The sequence below is a fragment of the Roseateles sp. PN1 genome, from assembly GCF_038419725.1.
Classification (GTDB): Bacteria; Pseudomonadota; Gammaproteobacteria; order Burkholderiales; family Burkholderiaceae_C; genus Paucibacter_A.
The window spans coordinates 269,312-295,542 of the sequence record NZ_JBCARA010000004.1 but is presented as its reverse complement, the minus strand read 5'-3'; the positions used below and the strand labels follow the sequence as shown (position 1 = coordinate 295,542).

18 protein-coding genes are annotated in these 26,231 nt (G+C 64.3%); 10 read left to right on the top strand and 8 right to left on the bottom strand.

Going from position 1 to position 26,231, the window contains the following annotated elements:
- Positions 1–36: 36 nt before the first annotated feature.
- The 5 genes from AABB87_RS08500 to AABB87_RS08480 form a co-directional block, all read right to left on the bottom strand.
- The gene (locus AABB87_RS08500; RefSeq protein WP_341970830.1) at positions 37–1,569 is read right to left on the bottom strand and encodes a tryptophan halogenase family protein; all 1,533 of its coding nucleotides are present in this window, start codon (positions 1,567–1,569) and stop codon (positions 37–39) included.
- Positions 1,570–1,577: 8 nt separating this feature from the next.
- Positions 1,578–2,582 carry a cupin-like domain-containing protein gene (locus AABB87_RS08495; protein WP_341970829.1) on the bottom strand — a complete coding sequence of 335 codons (1,005 nt, stop codon included), beginning with the start codon at positions 2,580–2,582 and terminating at the stop codon, positions 1,578–1,580.
- A 10-nt stretch (positions 2,583–2,592) separates the two neighbouring features.
- Positions 2,593–3,294, bottom strand: coding sequence for a SapC family protein (locus AABB87_RS08490; protein WP_341970828.1), 702 nt, complete (start codon positions 3,292–3,294; stop codon positions 2,593–2,595).
- Between the two features lie 16 nt (positions 3,295–3,310).
- Positions 3,311–6,334, bottom strand: a complete 3,024-nt coding sequence (locus tag AABB87_RS08485; protein ID WP_058719383.1) for a TonB-dependent receptor — start codon at positions 6,332–6,334, stop codon at positions 3,311–3,313.
- 174 nt (positions 6,335–6,508) lie between these two features.
- The gene (locus AABB87_RS08480) at positions 6,509–7,555 is read right to left on the bottom strand and encodes a LacI family DNA-binding transcriptional regulator (RefSeq protein WP_341970827.1); all 1,047 of its coding nucleotides are present in this window, start codon (positions 7,553–7,555) and stop codon (positions 6,509–6,511) included.
- 194 nt (positions 7,556–7,749) lie between these two features.
- Between AABB87_RS08480 and AABB87_RS08475 the strand changes: the two genes are divergently transcribed.
- The 8 genes from AABB87_RS08475 to AABB87_RS08440 all read left to right on the top strand — a co-directional run bounded on the left by AABB87_RS08475 (position 7,750) and on the right by AABB87_RS08440 (position 15,954).
- On the top strand, positions 7,750–9,006 hold the full coding sequence (locus AABB87_RS08475) for an ABC transporter substrate-binding protein (RefSeq protein ID WP_341970826.1): 1,257 nt from the start codon (positions 7,750–7,752) through the stop codon (positions 9,004–9,006).
- A complete protein-coding gene (locus AABB87_RS08470; RefSeq protein ID WP_341970825.1) occupies positions 9,003–9,926 on the top strand; it encodes a carbohydrate ABC transporter permease in 924 nt (307 codons plus the stop codon). Before AABB87_RS08475 ends, AABB87_RS08470 begins: the two co-directional genes overlap by 4 nt.
- On the top strand, positions 9,923–10,744 hold the full coding sequence (locus AABB87_RS08465) for a carbohydrate ABC transporter permease (protein WP_058719380.1): 822 nt from the start codon (positions 9,923–9,925) through the stop codon (positions 10,742–10,744). Before AABB87_RS08470 ends, AABB87_RS08465 begins: the two co-directional genes overlap by 4 nt.
- Before the next feature lie 14 nt (positions 10,745–10,758).
- Complete coding sequence (locus AABB87_RS08460) at positions 10,759–12,105, top strand: GH1 family beta-glucosidase (RefSeq protein WP_341970824.1); 1,347 nt, start codon at positions 10,759–10,761, stop codon at positions 12,103–12,105.
- Between the two features lie 50 nt (positions 12,106–12,155).
- A complete protein-coding gene (locus AABB87_RS08455; RefSeq protein WP_341970823.1) occupies positions 12,156–13,001 on the top strand; it encodes a glycoside hydrolase family 16 protein in 846 nt (281 codons plus the stop codon).
- Between the two features lie 50 nt (positions 13,002–13,051).
- Positions 13,052–14,101 carry an ABC transporter ATP-binding protein gene (locus tag AABB87_RS08450; RefSeq protein ID WP_341970822.1) on the top strand — a complete coding sequence of 350 codons (1,050 nt, stop codon included), beginning with the start codon at positions 13,052–13,054 and terminating at the stop codon, positions 14,099–14,101.
- Positions 14,102–14,178: 77 nt separating this feature from the next.
- Positions 14,179–15,396 (top strand): acyltransferase family protein, encoded by a 1,218-nt coding sequence (locus AABB87_RS08445; RefSeq protein ID WP_341970821.1) that lies wholly within the window; start codon positions 14,179–14,181, stop codon positions 15,394–15,396.
- Between the two features lie 144 nt (positions 15,397–15,540).
- Complete coding sequence (locus AABB87_RS08440) at positions 15,541–15,954, top strand: hypothetical protein (RefSeq protein ID WP_341970820.1); 414 nt, start codon at positions 15,541–15,543, stop codon at positions 15,952–15,954.
- Between the two features lie 52 nt (positions 15,955–16,006).
- Here the strand turns inward: AABB87_RS08440 and AABB87_RS08435 are convergent, their stop codons facing one another.
- The 3 genes from AABB87_RS08435 to AABB87_RS08425 all read right to left on the bottom strand — a co-directional run bounded on the left by AABB87_RS08435 (position 16,007) and on the right by AABB87_RS08425 (position 19,741).
- On the bottom strand, positions 16,007–16,708 hold the full coding sequence (locus AABB87_RS08435; protein ID WP_058719375.1) for a YebC/PmpR family DNA-binding transcriptional regulator: 702 nt from the start codon (positions 16,706–16,708) through the stop codon (positions 16,007–16,009).
- 71 nt (positions 16,709–16,779) lie between these two features.
- Positions 16,780–18,060: a DUF1501 domain-containing protein gene (locus AABB87_RS08430; RefSeq protein WP_341970819.1), complete on the bottom strand. Its 1,281-nt coding sequence runs from the start codon at positions 18,058–18,060 to the stop codon at positions 16,780–16,782.
- A 49-nt stretch (positions 18,061–18,109) separates the two neighbouring features.
- Positions 18,110–19,741 (bottom strand): DUF1800 domain-containing protein, encoded by a 1,632-nt coding sequence (locus AABB87_RS08425; protein WP_341970818.1) that lies wholly within the window; start codon positions 19,739–19,741, stop codon positions 18,110–18,112.
- 230 nt (positions 19,742–19,971) lie between these two features.
- Between AABB87_RS08425 and AABB87_RS08420 the strand changes: the two genes are divergently transcribed.
- Together AABB87_RS08420 and AABB87_RS08415 are read left to right on the top strand one after the other, a co-directional pair.
- Positions 19,972–24,804, top strand: coding sequence for an NAD-glutamate dehydrogenase (locus AABB87_RS08420; protein ID WP_341970817.1), 4,833 nt, complete (start codon positions 19,972–19,974; stop codon positions 24,802–24,804).
- Between the two features lie 62 nt (positions 24,805–24,866).
- Positions 24,867–26,198 (top strand): DUF3422 family protein, encoded by a 1,332-nt coding sequence (locus tag AABB87_RS08415; protein ID WP_341970816.1) that lies wholly within the window; start codon positions 24,867–24,869, stop codon positions 26,196–26,198.
- Positions 26,199–26,231 lie beyond the last annotated feature (33 nt).

Sequence of the window (26,231 nt, the reverse complement as noted above, 5' to 3'; positions counted from 1 at the left end):
CCATCAAGGCGGAGAAAACTCCGCCTTGCGCGTCGTTCAGGCCGCGGCACGGTAAGGCGCACACAAGCGCTCCACATAAGCGGCATGGGGCGGCAAGGTGGCCAGTCGTTGCGAGACCTGGCGGCGGATGTGCTCCAGGAATTGCTGCAACTCCGCGTCACCCATCAAGTCGGCCACAGGATGGTGATGGCGTGGGCTGATGCCCTGCCCCAGCATCACCTGGATCCAGGAGTTTTCGGCGAACAACTCATCCAGCGGACGGAACACCCGCGCCGTTTCGGTGAAGAGCTCGATCCGGTGGCGCAGTGTCTCGGGCACGGCCATCGTGCGCACATGGCGCCACAAATCAGAGTCGTCCCGCTCGGTCACGTGATAGTGCAGGATGATGAAGTCGCGGATGTGCTCCAGGTCATCCTGCGTCTGGCGGTTGAACTCGACCCGGTCCACCTCACGCACACCACCGGCGGGGAACAAGCGCATCAAGCGGATCGCCGCGCGCTGGATCAGGTGGATGCTGGTGGACTCCAGCGGTTCGATGAAACCGCTGGACAGGCCCACCGCGATGCAATTGCGATTCCACACCTCGCGGCGCTGGCCCGGTGTGAAGCGCAGCAGGCGCGGCTTCATCAAAAGCTCGCCTTCAACATGGCGGGTCAAGACCTCGGGCGCGTCGGCATCGGACAGCTCACGGCTGCTATAGACCAGGCCATTGCCCACCCGGTGCTGCAGTGGAATGCGCCACTGCCAGCCAAACGGGTGCGCGATGGAGCGGGTGTAAGGCGGTGCCTCGCGCACCGAAGCAGTCTGCACCGCCACCGCACGGTCGCAGGGCAGCCAGTGGGTCCAATCCTCATACGGCACACCCAGGGTCTCACCCAGCAAGAGCGCACGAAAACCGGTGCAGTCGATGAACAAGTCGCCTTCCACCAGGGCGCCATCGCCCAGGCGCAGCGCGCTCAAGTCGCCGTCGGGCGTGACGCGCAGTACCTCGGTGATCTTGCCCTCGATGCGCTGTACGCCATGCGCCTCGGCGATGCCGCGCAGGTAACGCGCATAACGCGTGGCATCGAGGTGGTAGGCGTAGTTCATGCCGTTTTGCGGCAGATGGGCAAAGCGGTTCTCTTCCGCAGCGCGCAGCTCCAGGCAATAGTCGCCGTAGCGCTGCGCCAAGCCGCGCTGCCGGCCCTTGAGCCAGAAGTGCTGGAAACCGGCACTCCAATGGTCTTGGCCGGTCAAGCCGAAGGAGTGGATGTAGTCCTCGCCGGGCGCCTTCCAGCCTTCGAACTTGATGCCGAGCTTGAAGGTGGCCTGGGTCGCAGCCATGAACTCGGCCTCCTTGATGCCCAGCAGTTCGTGGAACATATGCAAGGCGGGAATGGTGGCCTCGCCGACGCCGACGGTGCCGATCTCATCGGACTCCACCAGGCGGATCTCAAGCTGCTTGCCCATCAGCTTGCCCATCAGGGCGGCCACCATCCAGCCGGCGGTGCCGCCACCGGCGATGACGACGCGGCGCACCGCTGACGCGCTGCTGCGGGCACTCTCGGTCGGAAAAGCTTGAACGTTCATTTGCAGCCTTATCGATTGAGTTTTTTCATCAGCCATGCACGCATACGGCGCATGGCGGTTTCGTCAAAGGGCGCGAGCAGGCCGCGCGCTTGGGCAGGGATATGCGCGGCGGTATTGGCATCGGCCTCAAACACATAGTGATCAAAGAGCGCGCGCCAAGCCTGCCGCTCGGCCTGCGGTAAATCACGCAGCGTGGCCAAGGCCAACCACAGCGCGGTATTGGGCGAATCCGCCCAGGCCGGGCTGCGACGCCACCAGTAGTTGACCAGGGCATTGAGCCCATCCAGACCCTCGACCTGATGCCACCACAGGCTGGGGATGTAGATCGCATCGCCCGGCGCCAACTCCGCCACCTGGGCCCGCGCCAGGGCCTGAGCAAAACGAGGGAAACGCTGCAAATCGGGTACGGACGCATCGGCCAGGCTGATGGGCTGACCAGCCGGCGTCAGGTCCAGCGGACCTACGTACAAATCGCCCACCGCGTCGGGCGGGAACAAGGTGAAACGCCGCCGGCCAGCAACACAGCAGGCGATGTTCGAGGGCCAGTCCTGATGCGCCGGCACCGTGATCTGGTTGCCCATCCACAAGCTCACCAAGGCCTCTTCTGGCGAGTCCAGCTGCAGCGCGTGGCTAGAGCGAAAGCTAGGTAGGCAGGTGTCCACCGTGGTCGAGCCCATGTACAGATAGGGCGAAGGCTCTTGCTCGCGGCAGGCCAGCAACTGGTCCAGCAACTGATCAAAGCGCAGGAACTCGCGGCTGAAATTTAAGCCGCTGAAATCTTCGTTGTAAGCAATGCGCCCCTGGGTCGACGGCGCCATGCGGAACACGCCAACGGTGGCATCGCGCCAGTACGACTTCAGGCAAGCGGCCGCGGCTTCCCCGCTAGTTCCGCCAGCCCGCACCACGGGCCAATGCGAGACCAAACCGCGCAGCACACAGGGCTCGTCCATGGCGAGCAGCTGCGGCGGCACCTGGCCGGCTTGGTCGACCTTGAATTCCCTGAGGGCTTGCATGAGTGCAATCTCAAGCCAGAGCCAGCCGCTGTTCGCGCTCAAGCAAGGCCGGAATCCTTGCCAACGAGGCCACCGCCATGGCGATGGCAAACCAGTGCCCCGCCTCGTGCAGCGCGGCTACGGCCGTGCCCGGCAAGGCCGCGAGCCGCTCTTCGTCGATGACGTAATAGCCGGCCACACGGCGCACCGAGCCGTCAGCTTGCTCGATGTCCAGGCTCATGGGCTCCAGCAGTTGGTACTGCAAGAGTGCATCTATGAAGTAAGGCAAGGTCTGCATGCCTTCGTGCAAGGCTTGCAGCACCGAGACCCGACGCTCCAATAGCGGCGACTGCCCGCCATTGGGTAGAAAAAGTGGCGCGCCTTCGCTCAAGCTCAGGCGCGGGCTGTCTAAATCGATATGAACCACCCAGCCCTCACCATCACGCCCCACCAACAAGGGCTGGCGCTCCAGGGCCCAAGGTAGATGGCCGGCCTCCCAGCCGCGCGGCCCCAAAAAGCTGCTGCGCGATTCCAGCAAGCCGAGCAAGGCCACCGGCTGAAAGCGGCTGGCATCGCCGCTTTGCTGAAACACGATGGGGAAATGCGCCTGCATCTGCTTGAACTCTGCGGGCACCGTGGGCACGGCGCTCACAGCGTCACCCCAAGCAAAATCCAGCCGGGTCTGCAGGCGCAGATCCCGGTGGGTCACGTTATCAAGCAGAGCAGCACGCATCGGGTCGTCTCGTCGGTCAGAAGGTGTAGCGCGCGTTCAAGCTGTAGCGACGGCCCGTTTGGGTCGAGTACAGCGTCTCTTCCTTGGCACGACCGTGGACACGCTGGAGACCGTCGTTCAGATTGAGCGCCTCGAAGTTCAAACTCAGGTTCTTGTTGAACTTATAACCCAGGCTGAGGTCCCACTGACCGTAGGCGTCGGTGTAGGCCGGGCCTGCGGAGCCGAACACATCCGCCGTGGTGCTGCTCAGGAACTCATCGCGCCAGTTGTAGGCGGCGCGAACGCTGAAGTTGGCGTTCTCAAAGAAGCCCACCAAGTTGGCCGAGTTACCCAGGCCCAAGAGCGCGTTCTGCTCGGTCAGATTGCTGTTGTCGTACTTCAGGCCCGACTTCACCAAGGTGTAGTTGGCGGCAACACCAAAGCCGCTGCTTCCGAAGGCGTGCTGGACATTGAACTCCACACCCTTGATGTGATCACTGCGCTGATTGCTGGGCGCGCTGATGGTGAACACGGCTTCCGGATCACCCGCTTGACCCGCAATGGTGCCAACAGGATTGCCGGTGCCATCGAAGCCGGTGCGCACCACACCACGCGTGCCGTTATAGGTGTTCAAGATGTAGTTGCGAATGCAAACCGCATCCTTGGTCGCGCAGTTCTTCGCCACCGCTTCGGTGTAGAGCGGGCCGTTGATCGGCGTAGTCAGACCAGCCGGCTTGGACTGCAGCGAGCTTGAACCAATGAAATTGCTGATGTTCTTTTTGAACAGACCCAGCGACGCATAGCTGGCCTTGGCGTAGTAGAACTCGGCCGAGAGGTCAAAGTTCTTCGACAGCAGCGGCTTCAGGGCCGGATTGCCTTGGCTACCCGAGCCGCCATTGACACGGAAGTCCGACAAGGTCACGCCACCCTGAATCGCCCCCCAACCCGGGCGGCCAATGGTCTCGCCATAGCTGGCCCGCAGCTTGAGTTTGTCGCTCAGCTCTGCCTCGTAGTCGATGCTGGGCAGGTAATAGTTGTAGCTGCCCGAGAGCGAGGTGAAGTCTGACTTGCCCTTGACCAGCGCAAACTCATTCGCGCTCACCCAGTTGATGCCCGTGACGATGGGCACCAAGGCTTGTGAATCCACCGTGGTGCGCTCATAGCGCACACCCATGGCCACATTCATCGGCACGCCCCACTCCCAGTCCTTGTAATACTGGACGAAGGCGTTGGTGGATTTCTCTTGCGTGCGGCGGTCGTCGGTGAAGTCCGACGAGGGCACAAACCACTTGTCGCTCTTGTCGGCCTTGATCGCTGCCGCGCGCACGGCCTCAAAGTCCCACAAATAGAAGTTGTTGAACAAGCCGGCGCCGTTGGCGGCACCGAAGGAATGAGCAAAGTAGTCCTGCAGCTTGGCCGGCTTCCACAGCCCGTCGTCATAGTCGGAGGGCTTGTTGTGGCCACCCCAATCGTCCTGCTGCACATTGGCGTAGGCGGTGCGGTTCTTCACCTTGGTGAGGCCTACGCCGAAGTCCAGACCCGAGCTTTCAGACAAGACGTACTTACCCTTGAGCTGCGCCTGGTCGATCTCGTTGCGCATATAGCTGTTGCGGAAAGACGAGCCGGTCACCTGCATCAGGCTGGGCGCGGTCGCCGGATCGCCATGCAAACCAATGCTCAAGATCGGGAACTTCTGCGAGAAGTCGGCCGTGGCAAAAGCCCGGTTTTGCATCGACACGCCCAGGGTCGAATTGCTGCCGTAGGGGCTATCCGCGGCCGATGTGGCGGTGGAGTGATGGACGTCAAGGTCAAAGGACAGGGTATTCGAGGCCTTCCACGCCACGTTCAAGCCCGTCGATTGGTTGGTGTTCTTGGTGCCGTAGATGCTGCCGGCCATGGCCACGTCTGCGGGGCCGGTGACCGGATAGGTCTCGGTGTAATTCGTCGGTGTGGCGATCGGGCCATTGGTCCAGCTGGAGGACGAGGGGCCGAAGTTGAACCAAGCGGACAGCTCGGCACGCTTGGAGTGGATCTTGTTTTCCGAGTAGGTGTGATCCAGGGTGGCCGTCAGATCCTTGATGGGGCGGAACTGCAAGACCAGCTGGCCATTGGTGCGGGTGCGCTCAAAAGCGTTCAAGCTGTAACGCAACTCCTGCGGCACCACATACAGATCGGTGGGCTTGGGGCGATTGGTGATCTTGTCTGCACCCGCCTGGCCTGGCAGCGGGATGGTGCCCCAGTTCTGCTCATCGCCCTTGAAGGTGCGCCAGCCGGCATCCACCGCCGCCTGGTTGTAGCCGCCATTGCGTTTTTGGTAGCTGCCCACCAGGGCGATACCGAAGGTGCCGTCGGCAAACACATTGCTGTAGATGCCCGAGACTTCGGGCGTGATCTGCGTGCCCTTCATCGAATCAGGCAAGCGCTTGTTCGATTCATCGCTGACCAGCTTGGCGCCGATGCTGGCGACCAGCTTGGGGTTGTCCAGCGGACGCGCGGTCTTGATATTGATGGTGGCGCCAATGCCGCCGGTCGGTGCATCGGCGCGGCTGGTCTTGTAGACCTCCAGGGCAGCAATGCCTTCGGAGGCCAGATTGGCGAAGTCAAAAGAGCGAGAGTTCGAAGCAAAAGTAGCGCCCAGGCTGGAGGCCGGCATCTGGCGGCCGTTGAGCAGCACCAGATTGAAGTCGGGGCCCACACCACGCACCGTCACCTTGGAGCCTTCGCCATTGCTGCGGTCGATGGACACGCCGGCAATGCGCTGCATGGACTCGGCCAAGTTGGCGTCGGGGAACTTGCCGATTTCCTCGGCCACGATGCCGTCCACCACCCCGCGCGCATTGCGTTTCAAGCTGAGCGAGGTCTCCAAGCTTTGCCGAATGCCGGTCACAACAACCGTATCGAGTTGCTGCGCGTCTGGCGATTTGGGCGCAGACGCAGCTGCGGAAGGGGGTACCGGCGCCGCATTTGTGCTCTGCTGAGCCTGTGCGTTCATGCCGGCCACCAAAAGGCCGGCCGCACTGGCCAATAGGGACAGACGGCAGACGGGTCGAGTGTGTCTCATGGGCTTGTCTCCGATATGTTTTTGAACTCTTATGACATGAACAACGCTGAAAGCGCTTTCATTGACCGAAAGAATCCCCTATTTGCAAGCGCTTTCAAATTGGGGCGCACCCTAGGTTGGCGGGTTTGAGCAACGCAAAAGCCGCGTCACCCAGCCCTTTCCCCCTACTTTGAATTAGCGCGCAAGCCGGCGGGCGGACTCACGCATCACCAACTCTGGCGCCGCCAGATTGACCGCGGGCACTGTGCCCTGCAGCAGGGCCAACATGGCAGCCGCGGCCTGGGTGCCCGTCTCATAAACGGACTGCCGCACCGTGGTCAAAGGCGGCATGGTGTAGCGCGACATGGTCAGGTCATCAAAGCCCACCACCGACACATCATCCGGCACCCGCAAATTGCGGCGCGACAAGCCCAGCATCGCGCCATAAGCCATCTGGTCGTTGGAGCTGAAGATGGCGCTGAAACCCACCTCGCGCTCCAGCAAGCGACTCACCGCCAACATGCCGCCGGCCTCGGTGTAATCGCTTTGCACGATCAGCCGGGGGTCCACTGGAATGCCGGCCGCAGCCAGCGCATCCAGATAGCCGCTTTGCCGTTCAATCGCGTCTTCATGGATCAAATCGCCCTGCAGCAGGGCAATGCGCCGATGGCCCAGATCAATCAAATGCTCGGTCGCTAACTTGGCACCTGCACGGTTATCAAAGCTGAAACTGAACAAGCCGCTGGGGCTGGGCTGCCGCCCCACCACCACCGAAGGCACATTGGCCAGCAGCGCTTTCAACTCCTGATTGCTGAGCCGCCCCGCCAACACAATCACCCCGTCGACCCGGCGCGAGAGCAGCGACTCAATCGCCTTACGCTCATCCACCTCGTTCCAATTGCCGCTAACGAAAAGCGGCACATAACCGGCAGCCTCCAGCGCCACCTCGATGCCGCTGAGCGCCTCACCGTAAAAGGGACTGGCAATACGCTGGGTGACTACGCCCACGCTCATGGTTCGGCCGCCCGCCAAGCCGCGCGCCACCGGATTGGGCCGGAAACCCAGTTCACGGATGGCTTCATCCACCGCCGCTTTCTTCGCTTCACTGACGATGGCCGTGCCATTCAGAATGCGTGAGACCGTACTGGGCGACACGCCCGCTCGCAAGGCCACCTGCTCCAAGGTGACGACACCCTCCGTGCGGTTTGAAGGCGCTTTCTTGACGGGCGATTTGCTGGGCACAGAGCCTCCTTGAGTCGATGGTTACTCAGTGTAAGACGAGCGATGCCTCTCAGTTCGCCCCGAGCACCCGCACGGTGCTAGGGTTTACGCTGCTGGGCTTGAAGGCTGCTTGCACTCAGAATTATGAAAACGCTTTCAAGCGTACTAAAACGATAAATTCCGAGACATCCATGCCACACCCTTGCAGACGCCGATTGCTGGCTGCCGCCGCGCTGGCGCCAGTCACCAGCCTCGGCCGTGCCGCCTCAAGCGCAGCGCCGCAGCGCTTGGTGATCGCCGCCTTTCCGATGGTGGACCAGATCATCAAGAGCGCCCTGCCCGCCTGGCGCGATGCGCATGGCGGCATTGAGGTCGAGGTGATCAGTCGCCAGTACGACGATCACCACACCGCCATGACCACCGCCTTGTCCTCCTCCAGCGGCGGCCAGCACTTGCCGGATGTGATGGCGCTGGAGACCATGTATATGGGCCGCTTCTCGCTGGGTGCAGGCTTGCAAGACCTCTCGGTCGCCCCCTATCTGGCCGAGTCCGTGCGTGATCGCTTTGTGCCTTTCGCCTTTGAGCAGGCGCGCAATCGCACCGGTGCTGTGGTGGCTTTGCCGACCGATATCGGTCCCGGCTCGCTGTTCTATCGGGTCGACCTGCTGCAACGCGCCGGCCTGCACATCAAGGATTTGTGCGAGAGCTGGGAGAGCTATGTGCAAGCCGGCGTGCAACTCAAGGCCCGCACCGGCGCCTACTTGTTCGCCCATGCCCGCTACCTGAAAGACATCGTGCTCTTTGCCAGCACGCCCGCCGGCCAAAGCATTTACTTCGACGCCCAGGGCCGCCCCAGCATCACCTCCGCCCACTTCCAGCGCGCCTTCCAACTGGCGCAGCAAGCGCGCCAACTGGGTCTGGACGCCATCGTTGACACCTGGCGCAATGACTGGAGCGAGCATCTGCGTCGCGGCCGTCTGGCCACCGAACTCACCGGTGCCTGGATGGCCGGGCAATTGGCCAATAGCGTGGCGCCCGCGACCAAGGGCTTGTGGCGGGTGGCGCAGCTGCCGGGCCAGAGCTTTGCGGGTTGGGGCGGCACCTATTACGCCATTCCGCGCCGCTCCGATCCGGCCAAGAAGGCGCTGGCCTGGGACTTGATCCAGCACCTGACGCTGAACCGCGACCTGCAACTGCGCGCCTTCAAAAGCCAGGACGCTTTCCCGGCCCTGCTCTCGGCCCATGAAGACCCGTTTTTCGACGAGCCAGTGGAATTCCTCGGTGGCCAGCGGGCGCGCCAACTGTGGCGCGAGGCGGCAAGGCGCATCCCGGCTCGCCCGCTGCACCGCCAAAACAAATTTGCCGAAGAGGTGGTCAATGGCGAGCTGGACAACGTGCTGATCTACGGCAAAGCCATTCCCCAAGCCCTGGCCGACGCACAGGCCTTGCTGATGCACCGCGCCACACGATGAAGCTCCCATCACGCCATCAGCATCGCCATCGCCGCCACTGGCTGCCCAGCCGCTGGGCGCCCTACCTCTTGCTCAGTCCCTTCTTGCTGCTGTTTGCGGTGTTCGGCCTGTTCCCGCTGCTGTTCTCGCTATGGATGGCCTTCCAGAGTTGGGAGCCGACCGCCGGCCTGGAGGCCATGCGTTTTGTCGGCAGCGAGAACTTCGCCTTTGTGCTCGGCGACGCCTGGTTTTGGAAGTCTTTGCAAAACACCTTGTGGCTGGCCGTGGTCTCGGGCGTGCCCCAGCATCTGGTGGCCTTGCCCTTGGCGGTGTTCATCAACCAAGCTTTTGGGCGCCATGGCCATGCGGTATCGGCCGCTTACTTCTTGCCCTACATCACCTCGACGGTGGCCATCGCCATGATGTTCACCTCGCTGCTGTCGACCGACTACGGCCTGATCAACGTGGTGCTGCACAGCGTCTTCGGCATGGAGCCGATCAACTGGCTGTGGCAGCCGCAGACCCTCAAGCCTGCGGTGGCCATGGTGGTGTTCTGGCGCTACCTGGGCTTCAACCTGGTGCTTTATCTGGCCGCGCTGCAAACCATTCCGCGCGACCTTTATCAGGCCGCAAGGCTGGATGGCGCCGGCGCCTGGTCGCAGTTCCGCTACATCACCTTGCCGGCGCTGCGACCCATGATTTTGTTCGGCATCACGCTGAGCATCATCGGCGGCATGCAGCTGTTCGAAGAGCCCTTCATCCTCACCAGCGGCCGCGGCGGCCCTGGCCAAGCGGCCATGACCGTGGCCATGTATGTCTACCGCCTGGCTTTTGACTTCAGCGACTTCGGCGCCGCCAACGCCATCTCCTGGCTGCTGTTCGCGCTGCTGGTGCTGATCACCTGGCTGACCAATAAAGCCTTCAAGGAGAGACAGGCATGAAAGCCACGCCATCCCGCCTTGCCGCCTACGCCGTGGTCGTCTGCGGTGCCCTGCTGATGCTGGCGCCCTTCTACTTCATGTTCGTGTTCGCCACGCAATCCAACGCGGCCATCTTCAATGTGCCGCCACCGCTGTGGTTTGGCGGTGAGCTGGAACGCAATATGGCCACGCTGACCAGCCGCCTGCCGTTTTGGCGCAACCTCGGCTGGAGCTTGTATGTGGCCTTGATGTCCACCGCGCTGACCCTGCTGTTTTGCTCCATGGCCGGCTATGCCTTTGCGATGCTGGAGTTCCGCTTCAAGCAGCCGCTCTTTCTACTGGTGATGGGCACGATGCTGGTGCCGCCCTTCATGACCATGATCCCCAACTTCATGGTGATGGACGCGCTAGGCTGGATCGACACCCACCGCGCGCTCTACATCCCCGGCGCCGCCAGTGCCTTCGGCATCTATCTGATGCGCCAGTTCGCCGCCGCCTCGGTGCCGGCCGAGTTGCTGAAAGCCGCGCGCATTGATGGCTGCAGCGAACTCGGCATTTACTGGCATATCGCCCTGCCGCTGATGCGGCCGGCCTTGGGCACCCTGGGCCTGATCACCTTCATCGCGTCCTGGAACAACTTCATGGCGCCCCTGGTGGTGCTGCGCAATGCCGACAACTACACCCTGCCGCTGGCCCTGCGCGGCCTGCAAAGCACCGTCAACACCGAGTGGGGCGCCATCATGGCCGGTTCGGCCATTGCGACCCTGCCCCTGATCGTCCTCTTCGTTATTTCATCCCGCCAACTGATCGCCGGTTTGACCGCCGGCGCTGTCAAGTAATGCAAGCCACTCACATGCACCAGCAATTTCCCGCCGACTTCCTGTTTGGCGTCGCCACCAGCAGCTTCCAGATCGAAGGGGCCGTCCATGAGCACGGCCGGGGCGAGTCCATCTGGGATCGCTTTTGCCGCCAGCCCGGCGCCATCGCCGATGCCAGCAATGGCGACATCGCCTGCGACCATGTGCATCGCCTGGAAAGCGACCTCGATCTGATCGCCTCCCTGGGCGTCAACTGCTACCGCTTCTCCATCGCTTGGCCGCGGGTGCAAGCCCTGGGCCAGGGCGCCTTCAGCAGTGAGGGCATGGACTTTTACAAGCGCCTGGTTGACGGCTTGCTCCAGCGCGGCATCAAGCCCGTCGCCACGCTCTACCACTGGGACCTGCCACAAGCGCTGCAAGACCAAGGCGGCTGGGCCAACCGCGAGACGGTGCACCGCTTCGTCGACTACGCACGCCATGTGCAAAAGCAGCTGGGTGACCGCCTGCACATGATCTCCACCCACAACGAACCTTGGTGCGCCGCCACCCTGGGCCATGACATCGGCATCCACGCGCCCGGCATCAAGAACCGCGCGATTGCGGCGCAGGTCTCTCATCACTTGATGCTCAGCCACGGTCTGGCGCTGCAGGCCATGCGCGCCGATGGCGCCACCGCCAATCTGGGCATCGTGCTGAACATGGGCCCCAGCGTGCCCGCCTCGCCCATGCCCGAAGACATCGCCGCCGCCCGCCGCGCCGACGCCCTGAGCCGCCGCTGGTACAGCGATCCCTTGCTGCGCGGCCTGTACCCGCAAGAGATCATCGAGGAACTGGGCGCCGACGCGCCCAAGATCGAAGCCGGTGATATGGCCGCCATCCAGACGCCCATGGACCATATGGGCATCAACTACTACACACGCCATGTGGTGCGCGCCTCGGGTGAACTCTGGAGCGCACGCGCCCACGGCCTGCCCGTCTCCGAGATGGAGTGGGAAATCTACCCCGAAGGCCTGACCGACATCCTCTGCCTGATGAAGGCCGACTACCCGCATCTGCCGCCGGTCTTCATCACTGAGAATGGTGGCGCCTTTCCCGATGCAGCCATCGCCGACGGCCATGTGCAGGACCTGGATCGCAAGCGCTATCTGCAAGAACATATTGCCGCCCTGGCCGTGGCGCGTGAGCGCGGTGTGCGCATCGATGGCTATATGGTCTGGAGCCTGATGGACAACTTTGAATGGGGCTATGGCTATGCCAAACGCTTTGGCATCGTGCATGTCGACTACGACACCCAACAGCGCACACCCAAGGCCAGCGCGCTTTGGTACCGCGACTTTCTGAGCCAATGGCGCGGGCTGAAGCCGCTGAGCGGCCAAGCATGATGCAAGCGTCCCGGCTTCCCTCGCACGCGCCGAGACTGCTGCGCCCGTTGATGCCTGCTGTGCTGGCCGTCTTGGTCGGCTGCGGTGGCGGCAGCGTGGGGGCAACGCCGCAAGGCACTTCTCCAGCCATAAGTCCCGCAACAGCCACTTGGGCCCTGATCTGGTCTGATGAATTCGATGGCCCGGCAGGCAGCGGCCCCAACCCGGCCTTCTGGAGCCATGACCTGGGCAACCAGGAGAACAATGGCTGGGGCAACCACGAACTGCAGTACTACAGCGCCTCGACCCGCAACAGCTTTGTCGATGGCAAAGGCTTTCTGGTTTTGAAGGCCGAGCCCAGTGCCGACGCCGGGCCTTGCTGGAACAGCAAGCCTTGCGCCTACACCTCCGCTCGCATCCAAAGCCAGGGCAAGTTCACTTTTACCAACGGCAAGATCGAGGCCCGCATCAAGGTGCCCAGCGGGCAAGGCCTGTGGCCTGCTTTTTGGAGCCTGGGGGCAGACAAGCTGCCCTGGCCGGAAGTGGGCGAGATCGACATCATGGAGTTTGTCGGCAAGACGCCCAATGCCGCCTACGGCACGGCCCACGGCCCCGGCTACTCGGGCGCCCAAGGCATAGGCAAGCCTTTTGAATTCAAGCAAGCGGTGGCGGAGGACTTCCATGTCTTCAGCATCATCAAGCGGCCGAATGAAATCATCTGGTTGATTGACGGCCAGCAATACCACCGCCTCACCCCCTCGAGCTTGCCGGCCGGTGGCAGCTGGGTGTTCGAGCGCCCCTTCTTCTTGATTCTGAACCTGGCAGTCGGCGGCGACTGGCCGGGCTCGCCCGATGCCAGCACCGTATTCCCCGCTCAGATGAGCGTGGACTGGGTACGCGTCTACAAGGAAAACTGAATGTGCCCCCATATCTTCAGCAGCTTCCCGCATCTCGATAGGGGCAGCAATTGAGCCAAGTTCGCATCCAGAATCTGAACATCAGCTTCGGCGTCCATACCGTCATCCCCAAACTGGACCTTGAGGTGCAAGACGGTGAATTCCTCGTGCTGCTCGGGCCCTCTGGCTGCGGCAAGTCCACGCTGCTGCACAGCATCGCCGGCCTCATCGCCATTACCGGCGGCAGCATTCATATCGACGGCCAAGACATGAGCCACGCCCAGCCCAGCGAACGCGGCCTGGGCATGGTGTTTCAGAGTTATGCGCTCTACCCGCATATGAGCGTGCGCGACAACCTGGCCTTTCCGCTGCGCATGGCCGGCCAGTCCAAAGCCGAGATGGACAGCCGCATCGCCAAGGCCGCCACCATGCTGCAGCTGGAGCCCTTGCTGGATCGGCGACCCGCCCAACTCTCGGGCGGCCAACGCCAGCGCGTGGCCATCGGCCGCGCCGTGGTGCGCGAGGCCGACTTGCTGCTGCTGGACGAGCCCCTGTCCAATCTGGACGCCAAGCTGCGCACCGAGCTGCGCCGCGAGCTCAAGCAGCTGCATGCACGTCTGGGCAATACGATGATTTACGTCACCCACGACCAAGTCGAGGCGATGACGCTGGCCACGCGCATCGTCGTCATGCACCAAGGCGAGATCCTGCAAATTGGCAGCCCGGCCGAGGTCTATGAGCGGCCGCGCAGCCTGCGCGTGGCCAGCTTCGTGGGTTCACCGACCATCAATCAATTCCGGGGTGAGTTGCACCAGGGTCAGTTCAGCGCCGGCCCGCTGCGGCTCGGTGGCCCCAAGGCAGTGGCGGAGTCTGGGCAAATCAGCCTCGCCGTGCGCCCGGAAGATGTCTTGATCGGCGCCGATCAACCCTTCAGCGCCAAGGTCGATCTGGTCGAGCCGCTGGGTAACCAACATCTGCTGTGGATGTCCGCCGGCGAGCTCAGCCTGTGCGCGGTCTTGCCCGGGCAGGCCACCCTGGCCGCCGGAGATGCCGTTCGTTTTGGCTTCGATCCGCAGCGCCTGCATTGGTTTGACAGCCAGGGTCAGCGAATCGGCAATTGAGCGCAGGGCTGGCTGGCAATGACAGCGGTGGCATGATGCGCGGCCCTGCCGCCCACTTCATGCCCCGCTAGCGCCCGATGCCACCCCACGCCAACGCCCTCACCACAGCCCATACGGGCACCCGCCTGCAAGGCCTGGACACCTTGCGTGCCCTGGCCATTTTTCTGGTCTTCGCCGCCCATTACATGAACTTCGTCACCGGCCGGCCGACCTTCGGCTGGGCCAGTGAGGTCGGATGGGTCGGGGTGGATCTTTTCTTTGTCTTGAGTGGCTACTTGATCGCCAACCAGATCTTTGCGGGCCTGGTGCGCGGGCAAAGGCTGTCGCTGAAGAACTTCTACGCGCGCCGCTTTCTGCGCACCTTGCCAGTCTTCTATCTCGTGCTGGCGGCCTACTTTGCCTTCCCCGCCTTCATGGGCGGCAAAACGCCGCCGGACTTGTGGCGCTTCCTCAGCTTCACACAGAACTGGCAGTTGCAGCCCGGCACCGCCTTCTCGCATGCTTGGTCGCTGTGCGTGGAAGAGCAGTTCTATCTGCTGCTGCCCGCCGCCGTTTTGCTGGCACGGCGCTGGGGCAAGGGCCGACTGGGTTTGGCCTGGCTGGCGATTGCGGGCTTGATTGGCCTGGGCATGCTGGCCCGCCACATCTTGTGGGGCCGCTATGGCCTGGAGGCAGGTGGCGCCGTGCAAGGCTACTACCCCAATCTCTACTACGCCACGATCGCGCGAGCCGACGCGCTGCTGCCCGGCGTGGCCGTGGCCCTGCTGAAAAACTACCACCCCGGCGCCTGGGCAGGGGTGCAGGCACGCGGCCAATGGGTGCTGGCGGGCGGCCTGCTGGCCTGCAGCGCGATGACGTATGGGCTCTTGACGGGCTATTACATCGAGGGCTATGGCTACGGCTGGGCCATGAGCACGTTTGGCTATTCACTCAACGCCTGCGCCTTCGCGATTCTGTTGGCCGCTGCCCTCAGCCCCGTCTCCAGCCTGGCGCGCCTGCGGGTGCCGGGGGCGGCGTCCTCGGCGCTGTGGTCCTATTCGATCTACCTCACCCACAAGGCGGTGATGTTTGCCTTGCCCAAGCAGCTGCAACCCTTGGGGCTGGAGCGGCAATCGGGCCTGATGCTGCTGGCGGTTGCGGCCGTTTCGGTGGGCCTGGGCTGGCTTTTGTATCGCTGTGTTGAGCTGCCCTTTATGCAATGGCGTGACCGGCTGGTGCCCAGCAGCTTTGCCGGCCCGCACCTTGATGAGATGACGGGCAGCAGCACCCCACTGAGTCAAAGCCGCATGGCCTGAGTTGGCCCATCCGCACCGGCAACGTTCTATCCGTCCGAAGGTGCAGTTGGTCGCTCAGGCGCTGGCAGATTTGCTCATCACTCGGACACTGGCAGCCTTTCGGGTCGCAAGACCTGACCCCACACTTATCCGAGCGACATCACCATGACTCTTCTGCACCGCGCCACAGCCAAAAAATCGAACACGTCGTCGACTCTGCGCCAAGCCCTCAGCCGACACCTCGCCATCGTCGCAGGCGCCAGCCTGGCCCTGCTGAGCGGCTGCGCCGTGATCGTGGCCCCCGACCATAATGGCAATATGAAGATGCGCCACATCGGCGGCAAGACCAAATTCGAATGCCGCCAAAGCGGCAGCGGCGAGTGCCATTACGCGCTCTACACCAGCCAGTGCAAAACCAGCGAGAGCAATAGCGGCAAGCCGGCCACCACCTGCACGCATCAGATCGTCGAGCAGTTCAAGCTCAGCGAAGGCCAGACGCGTGAATTCAGCGATCTGCCCAGCGGCTATAAGCAGTGCATGAAGACCAGCGAAGCGCCGGACGTGCCTAACTGCAACTGAGGCCAACGAGGCACCTGAGGCACTAAGGCCTCAGGCACGCAGCCTCATTCAATCAATCACCCAGGCCGACGTAGACGTTCTGCACATCGTCGTGCGCGTCGATGGCGGCCAAAAAGGCTTCCACTTCTTCCATTTCCGCCGCACCCAGGCTGAGCGGATTCTTGGGCCGATAGCCCAGCTTGGCGGAATGCACGGTGAAGCCGAAGTTGGGCAGGGCGCGGCTGACCAGATCCAGATCGGTCGGCTCGCTCAGGAACAGGAAGGCACCCTCCTCGGCCGGCTGCACGTCTTGCGCGCCGGCTTCGATGGCAGCCTCTTCCGCGTCCACGCCGGCGCGGCTGGGTTCGGCTTCAATCATCCCCACATGATCGAACTCCCAGGCCACTGAGCCGGATGATCCCAGCTGGCCCTTGCGGAACAGCACGCGGATCTCGGACACGGTGCGGTTGATGTTGTCGGTCAGGCATTCCACGATCACCGGCACGCGGTGGGGGGCATAGCCTTCGTAAGTGACGTGGTCGAAGTGCACCGCCTCACCCAGCAGGCCGGCACCTTTTTTGATCGCCCGCTCCAGCGTTTCACGCGGCATCGAGACCTTGCGGGCCGCTTCCACCACCATGCGCAGACGCGGGTTCATATCGGGGTCGGCGCCGTTACGGGCCGCGACCATCAGCTCCTTGCTGAGCTTGCCGAACAGGCGGCCGCGTGCGTTGGCGGCCAGGTCTTTATGTTTTGCTTTCCACTGTGCGCCCATTTTGGCGACTCCTGCGTCTTGTCATTGAATGGACGCAACTGTAAGTGATGACGCGCGCCCGGGCCTGCCGCTCAGCTGCGCAAGACCTGGGCCTCGCCACGCCAGCGCCCCGGCGCCGCCGGGAACACCTCGGCCAGCGCAGCCTCGCTCAAGCCTAAATGGCTTTGCAGAATCGGCCGCAAGACCTGGCGGAAGTCCACCGCCACGGCCAAGTCGCGCCCGTCCACCAGGGCCGAGCTTTCCAGCCCCGGCCATTCCCCCAACATACGCCCGCCCGCCACCGGGCCACCCAGCAGCCAGATCACATTGCCACGGCCATGGTCGCTGCCCAGGGTGCCGTTTTGATGCACGGTGCGGCCGAACTCGCTCATCACCACGATCACCGTGTCTTGCAAAGCCGGGCCCAGGCCCTGGCTCAGCGCCTGCAGCCCTTCGCCCAAGGCCTTCAGGCGATTGGCCAGCTGGCCTTGCGCAGCACCTTGATTGATATGGGTGTCCCAGCCGCCCACCGAGGTGAAAGCGAGCTGGGTTTGGCCGTCCTTGCGGATCAGCTGCCCGAGCCGGCGCGCATCGGCCGCGAAAGAGCGCGCCGAGGGCGCACCCGCATCGCCGCTGGCGTTCATGGCCGGCTCCCGCTCCCCGGCCATGCTGCGCTGCATTTGCCCGCGGCCCGCCAGCGCGGCCTGAAAGCTGGCACCCAGCTTGGCGTCTCCGGCGTACAGGCGCTCCAGGCCCTGCTGCAGATCGGCTTGGTCAATGGCTTTGCCGGCCAAGGCCTTGGGGCCAAGCCCCAGGCTGGCCACAGCGGCGGGGCCTGCAAAAATGCGCGGCGGCGTCGCACCCATGGCCACGCCACGCGTCGGGCTTGCCGGCCCGGGCAGTTGACCAAGCAGGCGATTCATCCAGCCGCTGGGCGTGCTTTTGAGCCCGGGCGTGCCGGACTCCAGATAGTCTTGCGCGTCGAAGTGCGAGCGCGTGGGGTCAGGCGAGCCGCTGGCGTGTACGAAGGCCAAGCTGCCTTGATCCCAGGCGGGCTTCAAGCTCAGCAAGGCCGGGTGCAACGCGAACAGGCTGTCGAGCTTGAGCGCGGCGCCCTCTGCGCTGCCGGGCGGCGCCAGGGCCAGGTCCGGGCGCGCTGGGGCGTAATTGCGGTCCCCTACCGGCGCTACGACGCTCAGGCCATCCACCGCGCCGCGCAGCATGATCAACACCAGCTTGCGCTGGCTCAGTGGGCTACCGGCCGCAGCGCCAGCCCAGGCCTGGGGCAAGCCGGCCAGGGTCCAGCCGGCGGCCAGGGCGCTGGCTTGCAGAAAACGCCGCCGTGGGCTGGGGGTTGGCGTTTGATCGTTCAAGTCACTCTCCTCGTTCGTCTTTGCCTGTTCGCTGCCTGCAAAGAAATACTCAGCACCGCATGAAGTCGGGGCTGCCCAAGGCCAGGGCCACTTGCATCGCCACAGGCTCTTTGGCGATGGCCGTGCGCGTGCCGGCACTGAGCTGCGCGAACAAGCCGCCATGCGCGGCCAGGCCCGCCGCATCGCCAGATCGGGACAAGCGCTTCGCCAGGTTGCCGGCCAACTGCACCCGCTGGGCCAGGGCGTCGGCATTCATCCAGGCGGCCGCCACGGCCTTGTAGCCGTCCGGCGTCTGCGCGCCGTACAACGGCATGCCCGCCTGCGCCAGCCAGCCCAGCAAGGGCCCGACTTCGGGCGCATTGACACCCAAGGCACGCAAGCTGGACAGCAGGTATTGGTAAGGCGTCTTGAACTTGGCGCCAATGCTGGCGGCGTGCCAGAACTCCTCGGCCTCCACCAAGCTGCGCATCAGGGCGCGCAAATCACCCCGGCTCTCCAGAAAGCGGGCCTGCAGGCGCTGCACCAGGGCGGGCGGCGGCGCATCGGCCACAAAGGCCTGGGCCAGCTTGAAAGCGATATGGCGTGCGGTGGCCGGGTGAGCCGCCAAGACGTCCAGGGCCATCTCGCCTTCCGCCCGGCCAGCGGGCGGCACGCTGCGGCCCAGCAATTGCTTGCTGCCGCCGTCATGGCGGCGCGGGTCGAACTCAAACAGGTCGGCGTCACTGGCGCTACCGCCTCCATTCATCGCCCGGCGGTAGTTCACCGTCCAGCCTGTGAAGATGCGGGCCAGCTCGGTGACATCCCGCTGGCTGTAGCCACCGTCCACGCCCAGCGTGTGCAGCTCCATCAATTCACGGGCGTAGTTTTCGTTCAGGCCGGTGGGGCGGGCGGCAGCAGGGGTGGCTCCGGGGGCGGATTGCAGGGCCCGCGCTGGCGGGCGGTAGCCGGGGGCCACGCTCAGCACATTGTCCAGATAGATCAGCATGGCCGGATGCTTGGCCACCGCCCCCAACATCTGGCGGAAGTTACCCAGCACATGCGGGCGGATGGCCTCGCGCTCGTAGCTGCCCACCAAGACACTCACCGGCCCCTTGCCAACAAAGACATTGAAGTGGTTGAACCAAAAGTCCACCAGCACTTCCTCCAGCTGGGCCGGGCTTTGCAGGGCCCGCCAGATCCGCTGACTGCTGGCCTCCAGCACCACGGGGCGAACGAACTCGCGCCGGGCGTTCTGTGCCTCGGCCGGCTCGGCCTTGTTAGCTTGCTCACCAGCGCCTGGCGCGGCCGCCTGGCGCTTGGCCTCGCGGCCTGCCTTGGCGGCTTGGCGAAAGCGGCCCAGCAGCTCGGCCTGGCTGAGCTGCAAGGTCGGCATGGCGGCCAATTGGCCCTGCAGTGCGGGCGGCAAACTGAGCGCGGAGCCACCCAGTTGTTGGGTGAGGAAGTCTTGCAGCCAGGCCTGCGGGCCCTGGCTAGCGATGGCCGAGACGTCCACGGCTGTTGGGCCGAAGCCCAGGCGATTCAAGGCGTGCAGCGCGCCCTGCTGGCCCGCATGTGCCTGACCGGCGAGCGGCACCGCCGGGTTTGTGAACTTGGCGCCCATGCTGCCCTCGACCCGCAAAGCCAGACTTGGCAGCAGACTCATTCCTGCCAGCGCTTGCAGGCCTTGCCGTCGGTTCAACATCCTGCCTGTCCTTTCATGTGATGGCCCCCAGTTGATGGCACCCAGTTGATGTCCCCATTCGCCCGGCCACCGGGCGGGGTCACGTCATGCTGCGCATCTTGCCGGCCTAAGCTTCACTCAATGTTTCCGAAGCGCAAAGCTTTTCAAACAGAACAAAAGCTGCACGTAAAAACCGCAGCCACACCGCCATGCGCTTGAGGCACACTCATGCCTACAAGGAGACATGAGCGATGACTGATCCACAAGAACTGCTTCAACGCGAACAAATCGACGCCGTCCTGGCGCTGGCCGCCAAACACCCCCACGCGGCCCAGTACAAAGGCATGCTGGAGAGCTTTGGCCGCGAGTATTTCGCCCGCCTCGACCCGGACGATCTGCTCAGCCGCAGCCCGGAAGACCTGCTGGGCGCCCTGCTCTCGCATCTGCAATTTGGCGCGCAGCGCCAAGCGGGCCAAACCCTGGTGCGTGCGATGAGCCCCTCGGTGGCCGAAAACGGCTGGGCCTCGCGGCACACGGTGATCGACATCGTCAACGATGACATGCCCTTCCTGGTCGACACCACGACCATGGAAATCAACCGCCACGGCCTGACCCTGCACCTGATCGTCCACCCCATTTTTGCGGTGGAGCGCGATGACAAGGGCCAGCTGCTGGCCATCCACCCACGCAGCGAGTCCGGCAGCAATGCCGCACTCAAGCGTGAGTCCTGGATGCATATCGAAGTGGACCGCATGGTCGACGCCCAAACGCGCGCCGACCTGGTGGCGGGGATCGAGCGCGTGCTGGCCGATGTGCGCGTTGCCGTGGGCGACTGGCAGGCCATGGTGGCCAAGCTGCGCGCGGTGACCGCCGAGCTGGATCAAAGCCTGCCCACCGTGCCGCCCGAGCAAGTGCAGGAAAGCCGCGCCTTCCTGGAGTGGCTGGCTGACGACCACATGACCCTGTTGGGCTACCGCTGCCACGACCTGATCAGCCACGAAGGCCAAGACGCCCTCAAGCTGCAAGCCGGCAGCGGCCTGGGCCTGCTGCGCGAAACCGCGCAAGAAAAGCTCTCCAGCAGCTTTGCGGCCCTGCCGGTCAATGCCCGCGCCATGGCACGCGCGGCCCAGCCCATGCTCTTGATCACCAAGGCCAATACCCGCTCCACCGTGCACCGGCCGGGATACACCGATTACGTCGGCATCAAGCGTTACGACGCGGCCGGCCAGGTGATCGGCGAACACCGCTTTATCGGCCTGTTCACCTCCACCGCCTACAGCGCCCGCGTCTCCGAGACCCCGCTGCTGCGCGGCCGCACCCAGGCCATCACCGAACGCGCCGGCCTGCCGCCGGGCGGCCACCTGGCCAAGGCTTTGCAGCACATTCTGGAGACCTATCCGCGCGACGACCTCTTCCAGATCTCGGACGACGAGTTGTTCGAGACCTCCCTGGGCATCCTGGCCCTGGGCGAGCGCCAGCGCCTGCGCCTCTTTGTCTGCCATGACCCGTTTGAGCGTTTTGTGTCTTGCCTGGTCTATGTGCCACGCGAGGCCTACTCCACCGATCTGCGCATCAAGTTCCAGGCCATTTTGATGGCGGTGCTCAAGGGCAGCAGCGCCGAGTTCGATGTGCAACTCAGCGACGCCGTGCTGGCCCGCATCCACTTCACCGTGCGCACCACGCCGGGCCAAACGCCCAGCTACGACCGCAAGGAAGTCGAAGCCAAGCTGGCCGCCGCCGCGCGCCGCTGGGATGACGATTTGCGCGACGCGTTGATCGACGCCGAGGGCGAGGCCCGCGGCATCGAGCTGTTCAAACGCTGGGCCGGCGGCTTCCCGCTGGGTTACCGCGAGCGCGTCAGCGCCCGCGCCGCCGTGCCTGATGCGATCAAGATCGCCAGCCTGACGGCTGAGCAACCCCTGGCCCTGGCGCTCTACCGCCCGCTGGGCGCGCAGCCCGGCACCTTGGGTTTCAAGGTCTATCACCGCGGCGCGGCCGTGGTGCTGTCCGACAGCCTGCCCATGCTGGAGCACATGGGCGTGCGGGTGCTGAGCGAGCACAACCACCGCATCAGCAGCGGGGACGAATCCGCCGCGCTGATCTCGGTGCATGACTTTGAGCTCCAAGCCCAGGTCTCGGACGAGATCGAACCCGAAGCCCTGGCACGCCTGTTCGAGGACACCTTCGCCCGCGTCTTCAAGGGCGAGGTGGAGAACGACGACTTCAACCGCCTGGTACTGCGCGCCGGTTTGGCCAGCGACGAGATCGTGGTGCTGCGGGCTTATGCCAAATACCTGCGCCAGATCGGGTTTGCGCTGTCGCAGTCGGCCATCGAAGCCACGCTGGCGGCGCACCCACGCATTGCGCGCATGCTGGTGACGCTGTTCAAGCTGCGCTTTGACCCGCATGCCCAGGATGATCTGGGCGCCACCGCCCAGGTCAACGGCATTGAGCGGGCGCTGGAGAAGGTCAGCAATCTGCAAGAAGACCGGGTGCTGCGCCAACTGCTGGCTTTGATTCAAGCCACGCTGCGCACCAATTTCTGGCGCACCGGGGTGGGCCATAGCGGCGACGCCGGGCCTCGCCGCAGCTTCCTGGCCTTCAAGTTCGACTCCGCCGCCGTGCCGGGCTTGCCGGCGCCGCGTCCGCTGTTCGAGATTTTTGTCTACTCACCGCGCTTCGAAGGCATCCATCTGCGCGGCGGCAAGGTGGCTCGTGGCGGGCTGCGCTGGTCGGACCGGCCGGAAGACTTCCGCACCGAGGTGCTGGGTCTGGTGAAGGCACAGATGGTGAAGAACACCGTCATCGTGCCGGTCGGCAGCAAGGGCGGCTTTGTGCTGAAGAAAGCACCGCCTTCGTCCGACCGCGAAGCCTTCATGAAAGAAGGCGTGGCTTGCTACCAAGACTATCTGCGCGCCCTGCTCGATTTGACCGACAACCTCGCCGGGGGTCAGGTCTTGCCACCGCCGCAGGTGGTGCGCAAGGACCAGGACGACCCCTATCTGGTGGTGGCGGCCGACAAGGGCACGGCTACGTTCTCCGACTTCGCCAACGCCGTCAGCGCCGAATACGGCCACTGGCTGGGCGATGCGTTCGCCTCCGGCGGCAGCGTGGGCTATGACCACAAGGCCATGGGCATCACCGCGCGCGGCGCCTGGGAAAGTGTCAAGCGCCATTTCCGCGAACTCGGCGTGGACACACAAACCACCGACTTCACCGTGGTGGGCGTGGGCGATATGTCGGGCGATGTGTTCGGCAACGGCATGCTGCTGTCCAAGCACATCCGCTTGCTGGCGGCTTTTGACCACCGCCATGTCTTCATCGACCCCAACCCGGATGCAGCGGTTTCCTTTGCCGAGCGGGAGCGCTTGTTCAAGCTGCCGCGCTCAGCCTGGACGGATTACGACGCCAGCCTGATTTCGGACGGCGGCGGTGTCTGGGCGCGTTCGGAAAAGTCGATCCCTATCTCGCCCCAGGCACAAGCCGCCTTGGGCATCAGCGTGGACCGCATGGCGCCCAATGACTTGCTCAGCGCCATCTTGAAGGCGCCCGCCGACCTGCTCTACAACGGCGGCATTGGCACTTACATCAAGTCGGCCAGCGAGGTGCATGCTGAAGTTGGCGACCGCGCCAACGACAGCTTGCGCATCAACGGCGCCGAGCTGCGCTGCAAGGTGGTGGGCGAAGGCGGCAATCTGGGCGCCACCCAGCGCGGCCGCATTGAGGCCGCATTGAACGGTGTGCGCCTGAACACCGACGCCATCGACAACTCGGCCGGTGTGGACACCTCCGACCACGAGGTCAATATCAAGATTTTGCTGGGCATGGCCATGGGCGACGGCGAGATGACGCTCAAGCAGCGCAATACCTTGCTGCCGCAGATGACCGAAGAGGTCGCCAGCCTGGTGCTGCGCGACAACTACTTCCAGACCCAGGCGCTGTCCATCGCGCACCGCCAGGGCGTGCAGATGATCGAGCAGCAGGCCCGCTTCATCCGCTTCCTGGAACGCAAGGGTCAGCTCAACCGCGCCATCGAGTTCCTGCCAACCGATGAGCAGATCGAAGAGCGCAAGGCACGCGGTCAAGGCCTGACCACGCCGGAGCTGGCCGTGCTGCTGGCCTATAGCAAGATGTGGCTGTCGGACGAGTTGATGGCCTCCGATCTGCCCGAAGACGGCTGGATTGGCGCGGCGGTAGAGCGTTACTTCCCCGTGCAGCTGCGCGAGAAGTTCGCCGGCTACATCCCGCGCCACCCGCTCAAGCGCGAGATCATCGTCACCCATGTGCTCAACAGCATGTTGAACCGGGTTGGCTCGACCTTTGTGCACCGTTTGAGTGAATCCACCGGCGCCAAACCGGCGCAAATCGTGCGCGCCTACCTGGCCACCCGCGAGGTGTTTGGCTATGTGCCGCTGTGGATTCAGATCGAGAGCCTGGACAACAAGGTTCCCGACGCGGTGCAGGCCGAGATGATCGAAGAGCTGGGCCGGCTGGGCAGCCATGCCACCACCTGGTTCCTGCGTTCACGCCGCCTGAACGAGCCGATGGAGCAGGTGTTTGCCCGCTTCACCCCGGCCGTGGAAGTGCTGCGCGCCCGCCTGGGTGACAGCGCGGGCCATTCCAGCCGCGCCCAAGCCTGGGTGGAGGCCGGTGTGCCCAGCGCCGTGGCCCAGGCCGTGCTGCAGGCCGAAAGCCTGTTCGCGGCTCTGGACATCGCCGAGATCGCCGACGCCACCGGGCGCCCGCTGCAAGAAGTGGCCGATGTGCACGCCAGCCTGGGCCAACGCCTGGGCCTGGCACGCCTGAGCCAGCAAATCGACGCCCTGCCCACCGCCAGCTACTGGCAGGCGCAGGCCAAGATGGCCCTGGGCGACGACTTGGCCGGTCTGCAGCGCGGCATTGCCAGCGATGTCTTGAACGGCAAGGCGCAGGGCGACGCGGCCTTGCTGCTGGGCGAGTGGGAGCAACGCAGCGGCGACGCTTTGGAGCGCGCCCAACGCCTGCTGAGCGAGCTCAGCGAGGCCAAGGGCGTGGATCTTGCTATGGTGTCGGTTGCCTTGAGAGAACTCAGAAACCTGGCCTAGTCGCGGCGCCCCTTCTTTTTTTAGGGGGGCGTCAAAGCGGGCCCAACTGAAAGCAGCCCGCCATGTCGACGCAAGAACCACGCAGCAGCCTTCCTCCCGATGACCCGCTGCGTGCGCTCTTACACAACGAAGTACACGCACGCCCTTCGGCGCGCATCCGCCTGCCGGCCCTGGTGGTCTGCGTGGCGGTGCTCAACGAGGGCGTGACGCGTGCCGACGAATGGGCCCACCTCAAGCGCCTGCCCGGCCAGCAAGACCTGACCCTCGATGCACTGAACGACAACTTCCTGCGTCTGCGGACCGGCGGCCACACCTTGAAGTGGGAACGCCACAGCGAGTTCACCCGCTATGCCGTGGTGCAAGCCCTGCCCCCACAGGCGGTGCTGGCGGCGCGCGCGGATGAGGTGGAGTGGCTGTCCAGCCTGGTGGTGGACGCCGAGTGGCTGAGCCAGATCCCCGGCCGCACGGTGGCCGCCGTCAAGCTGGTGATGCTGGAGCAAGACATCAGCGTGCCCCAAGCTGCCCTGGACCTGGCCACGGCCTGGTTTGGCGGCCGCACCGTGGTGGCCTCGCTGCTGGGCCACGGCCACTCGATGGTGGTGACCGACCTGGCCCTGCGCCCCAATGGCTTCGAGCGCATGCTGGTGATGGCGCCGCCCGGCACCTCGCCCGCCCGGACCGGCCGCATCTCGCAGCGCCTGCTGGAGTTGGAAATCTACCGCCTGATGGCCTTGCGCGGCCTGCCGGTGGCCAAGGATCTTGGCCCCTTGCTGGCCGAGGCCGAGGCCGGCCTGGCCGAGGTCACGCAAAAACTCGAGGCCCGCAGCGCCTCGGAAGCCGACCTGCTGGACACCCTGATCCATATCGCCGCCGGCGTGGAGCGCGCCACCGCAGAACACGCTTATCGCTTCTCTGCCACGCAGGCCTACAACACCCTGGTGATGCAGCGCCTGGTGGAATTGCGCGAGAAGCCGATTTCTGGGACACAAACCTTGGGTGAGTTCATGCAACGCCGGCAATCCCCCGCGATTGCCACCGTGGCCGCCACCGCGCAGCGTCTGGCCGGCTTGTCACAGCGGATTGAACGCAGCAGCGGCCTGCTGCGCACCCGGGTGGACATCGCCGCCGAGGCCCAGAACCAGCTGCTGCTGGCCAAGCTGACGCGCGGCCAAGAGTTGCAGCTCAGCTTGCAGACCACCGTGGAAGGCCTTTCCATCGCCGCCATCAGCTACTACATGGTCAGCCTGATTCATTACGGCGCCGAGGCCCTGCACAGCGCCGGCCTGCCGGTCAACCCCAACCTCACCGTGGGCCTGGCCATCCCCTTGGTCTTGGTGGGCGTGTGGAAGGCCACGCAACGGGTGCATGCCAAGTTGCACCAGAAGCTGCATTGAGGCCAGCCAGGCTCGCTTCATCATTCAAGCTAG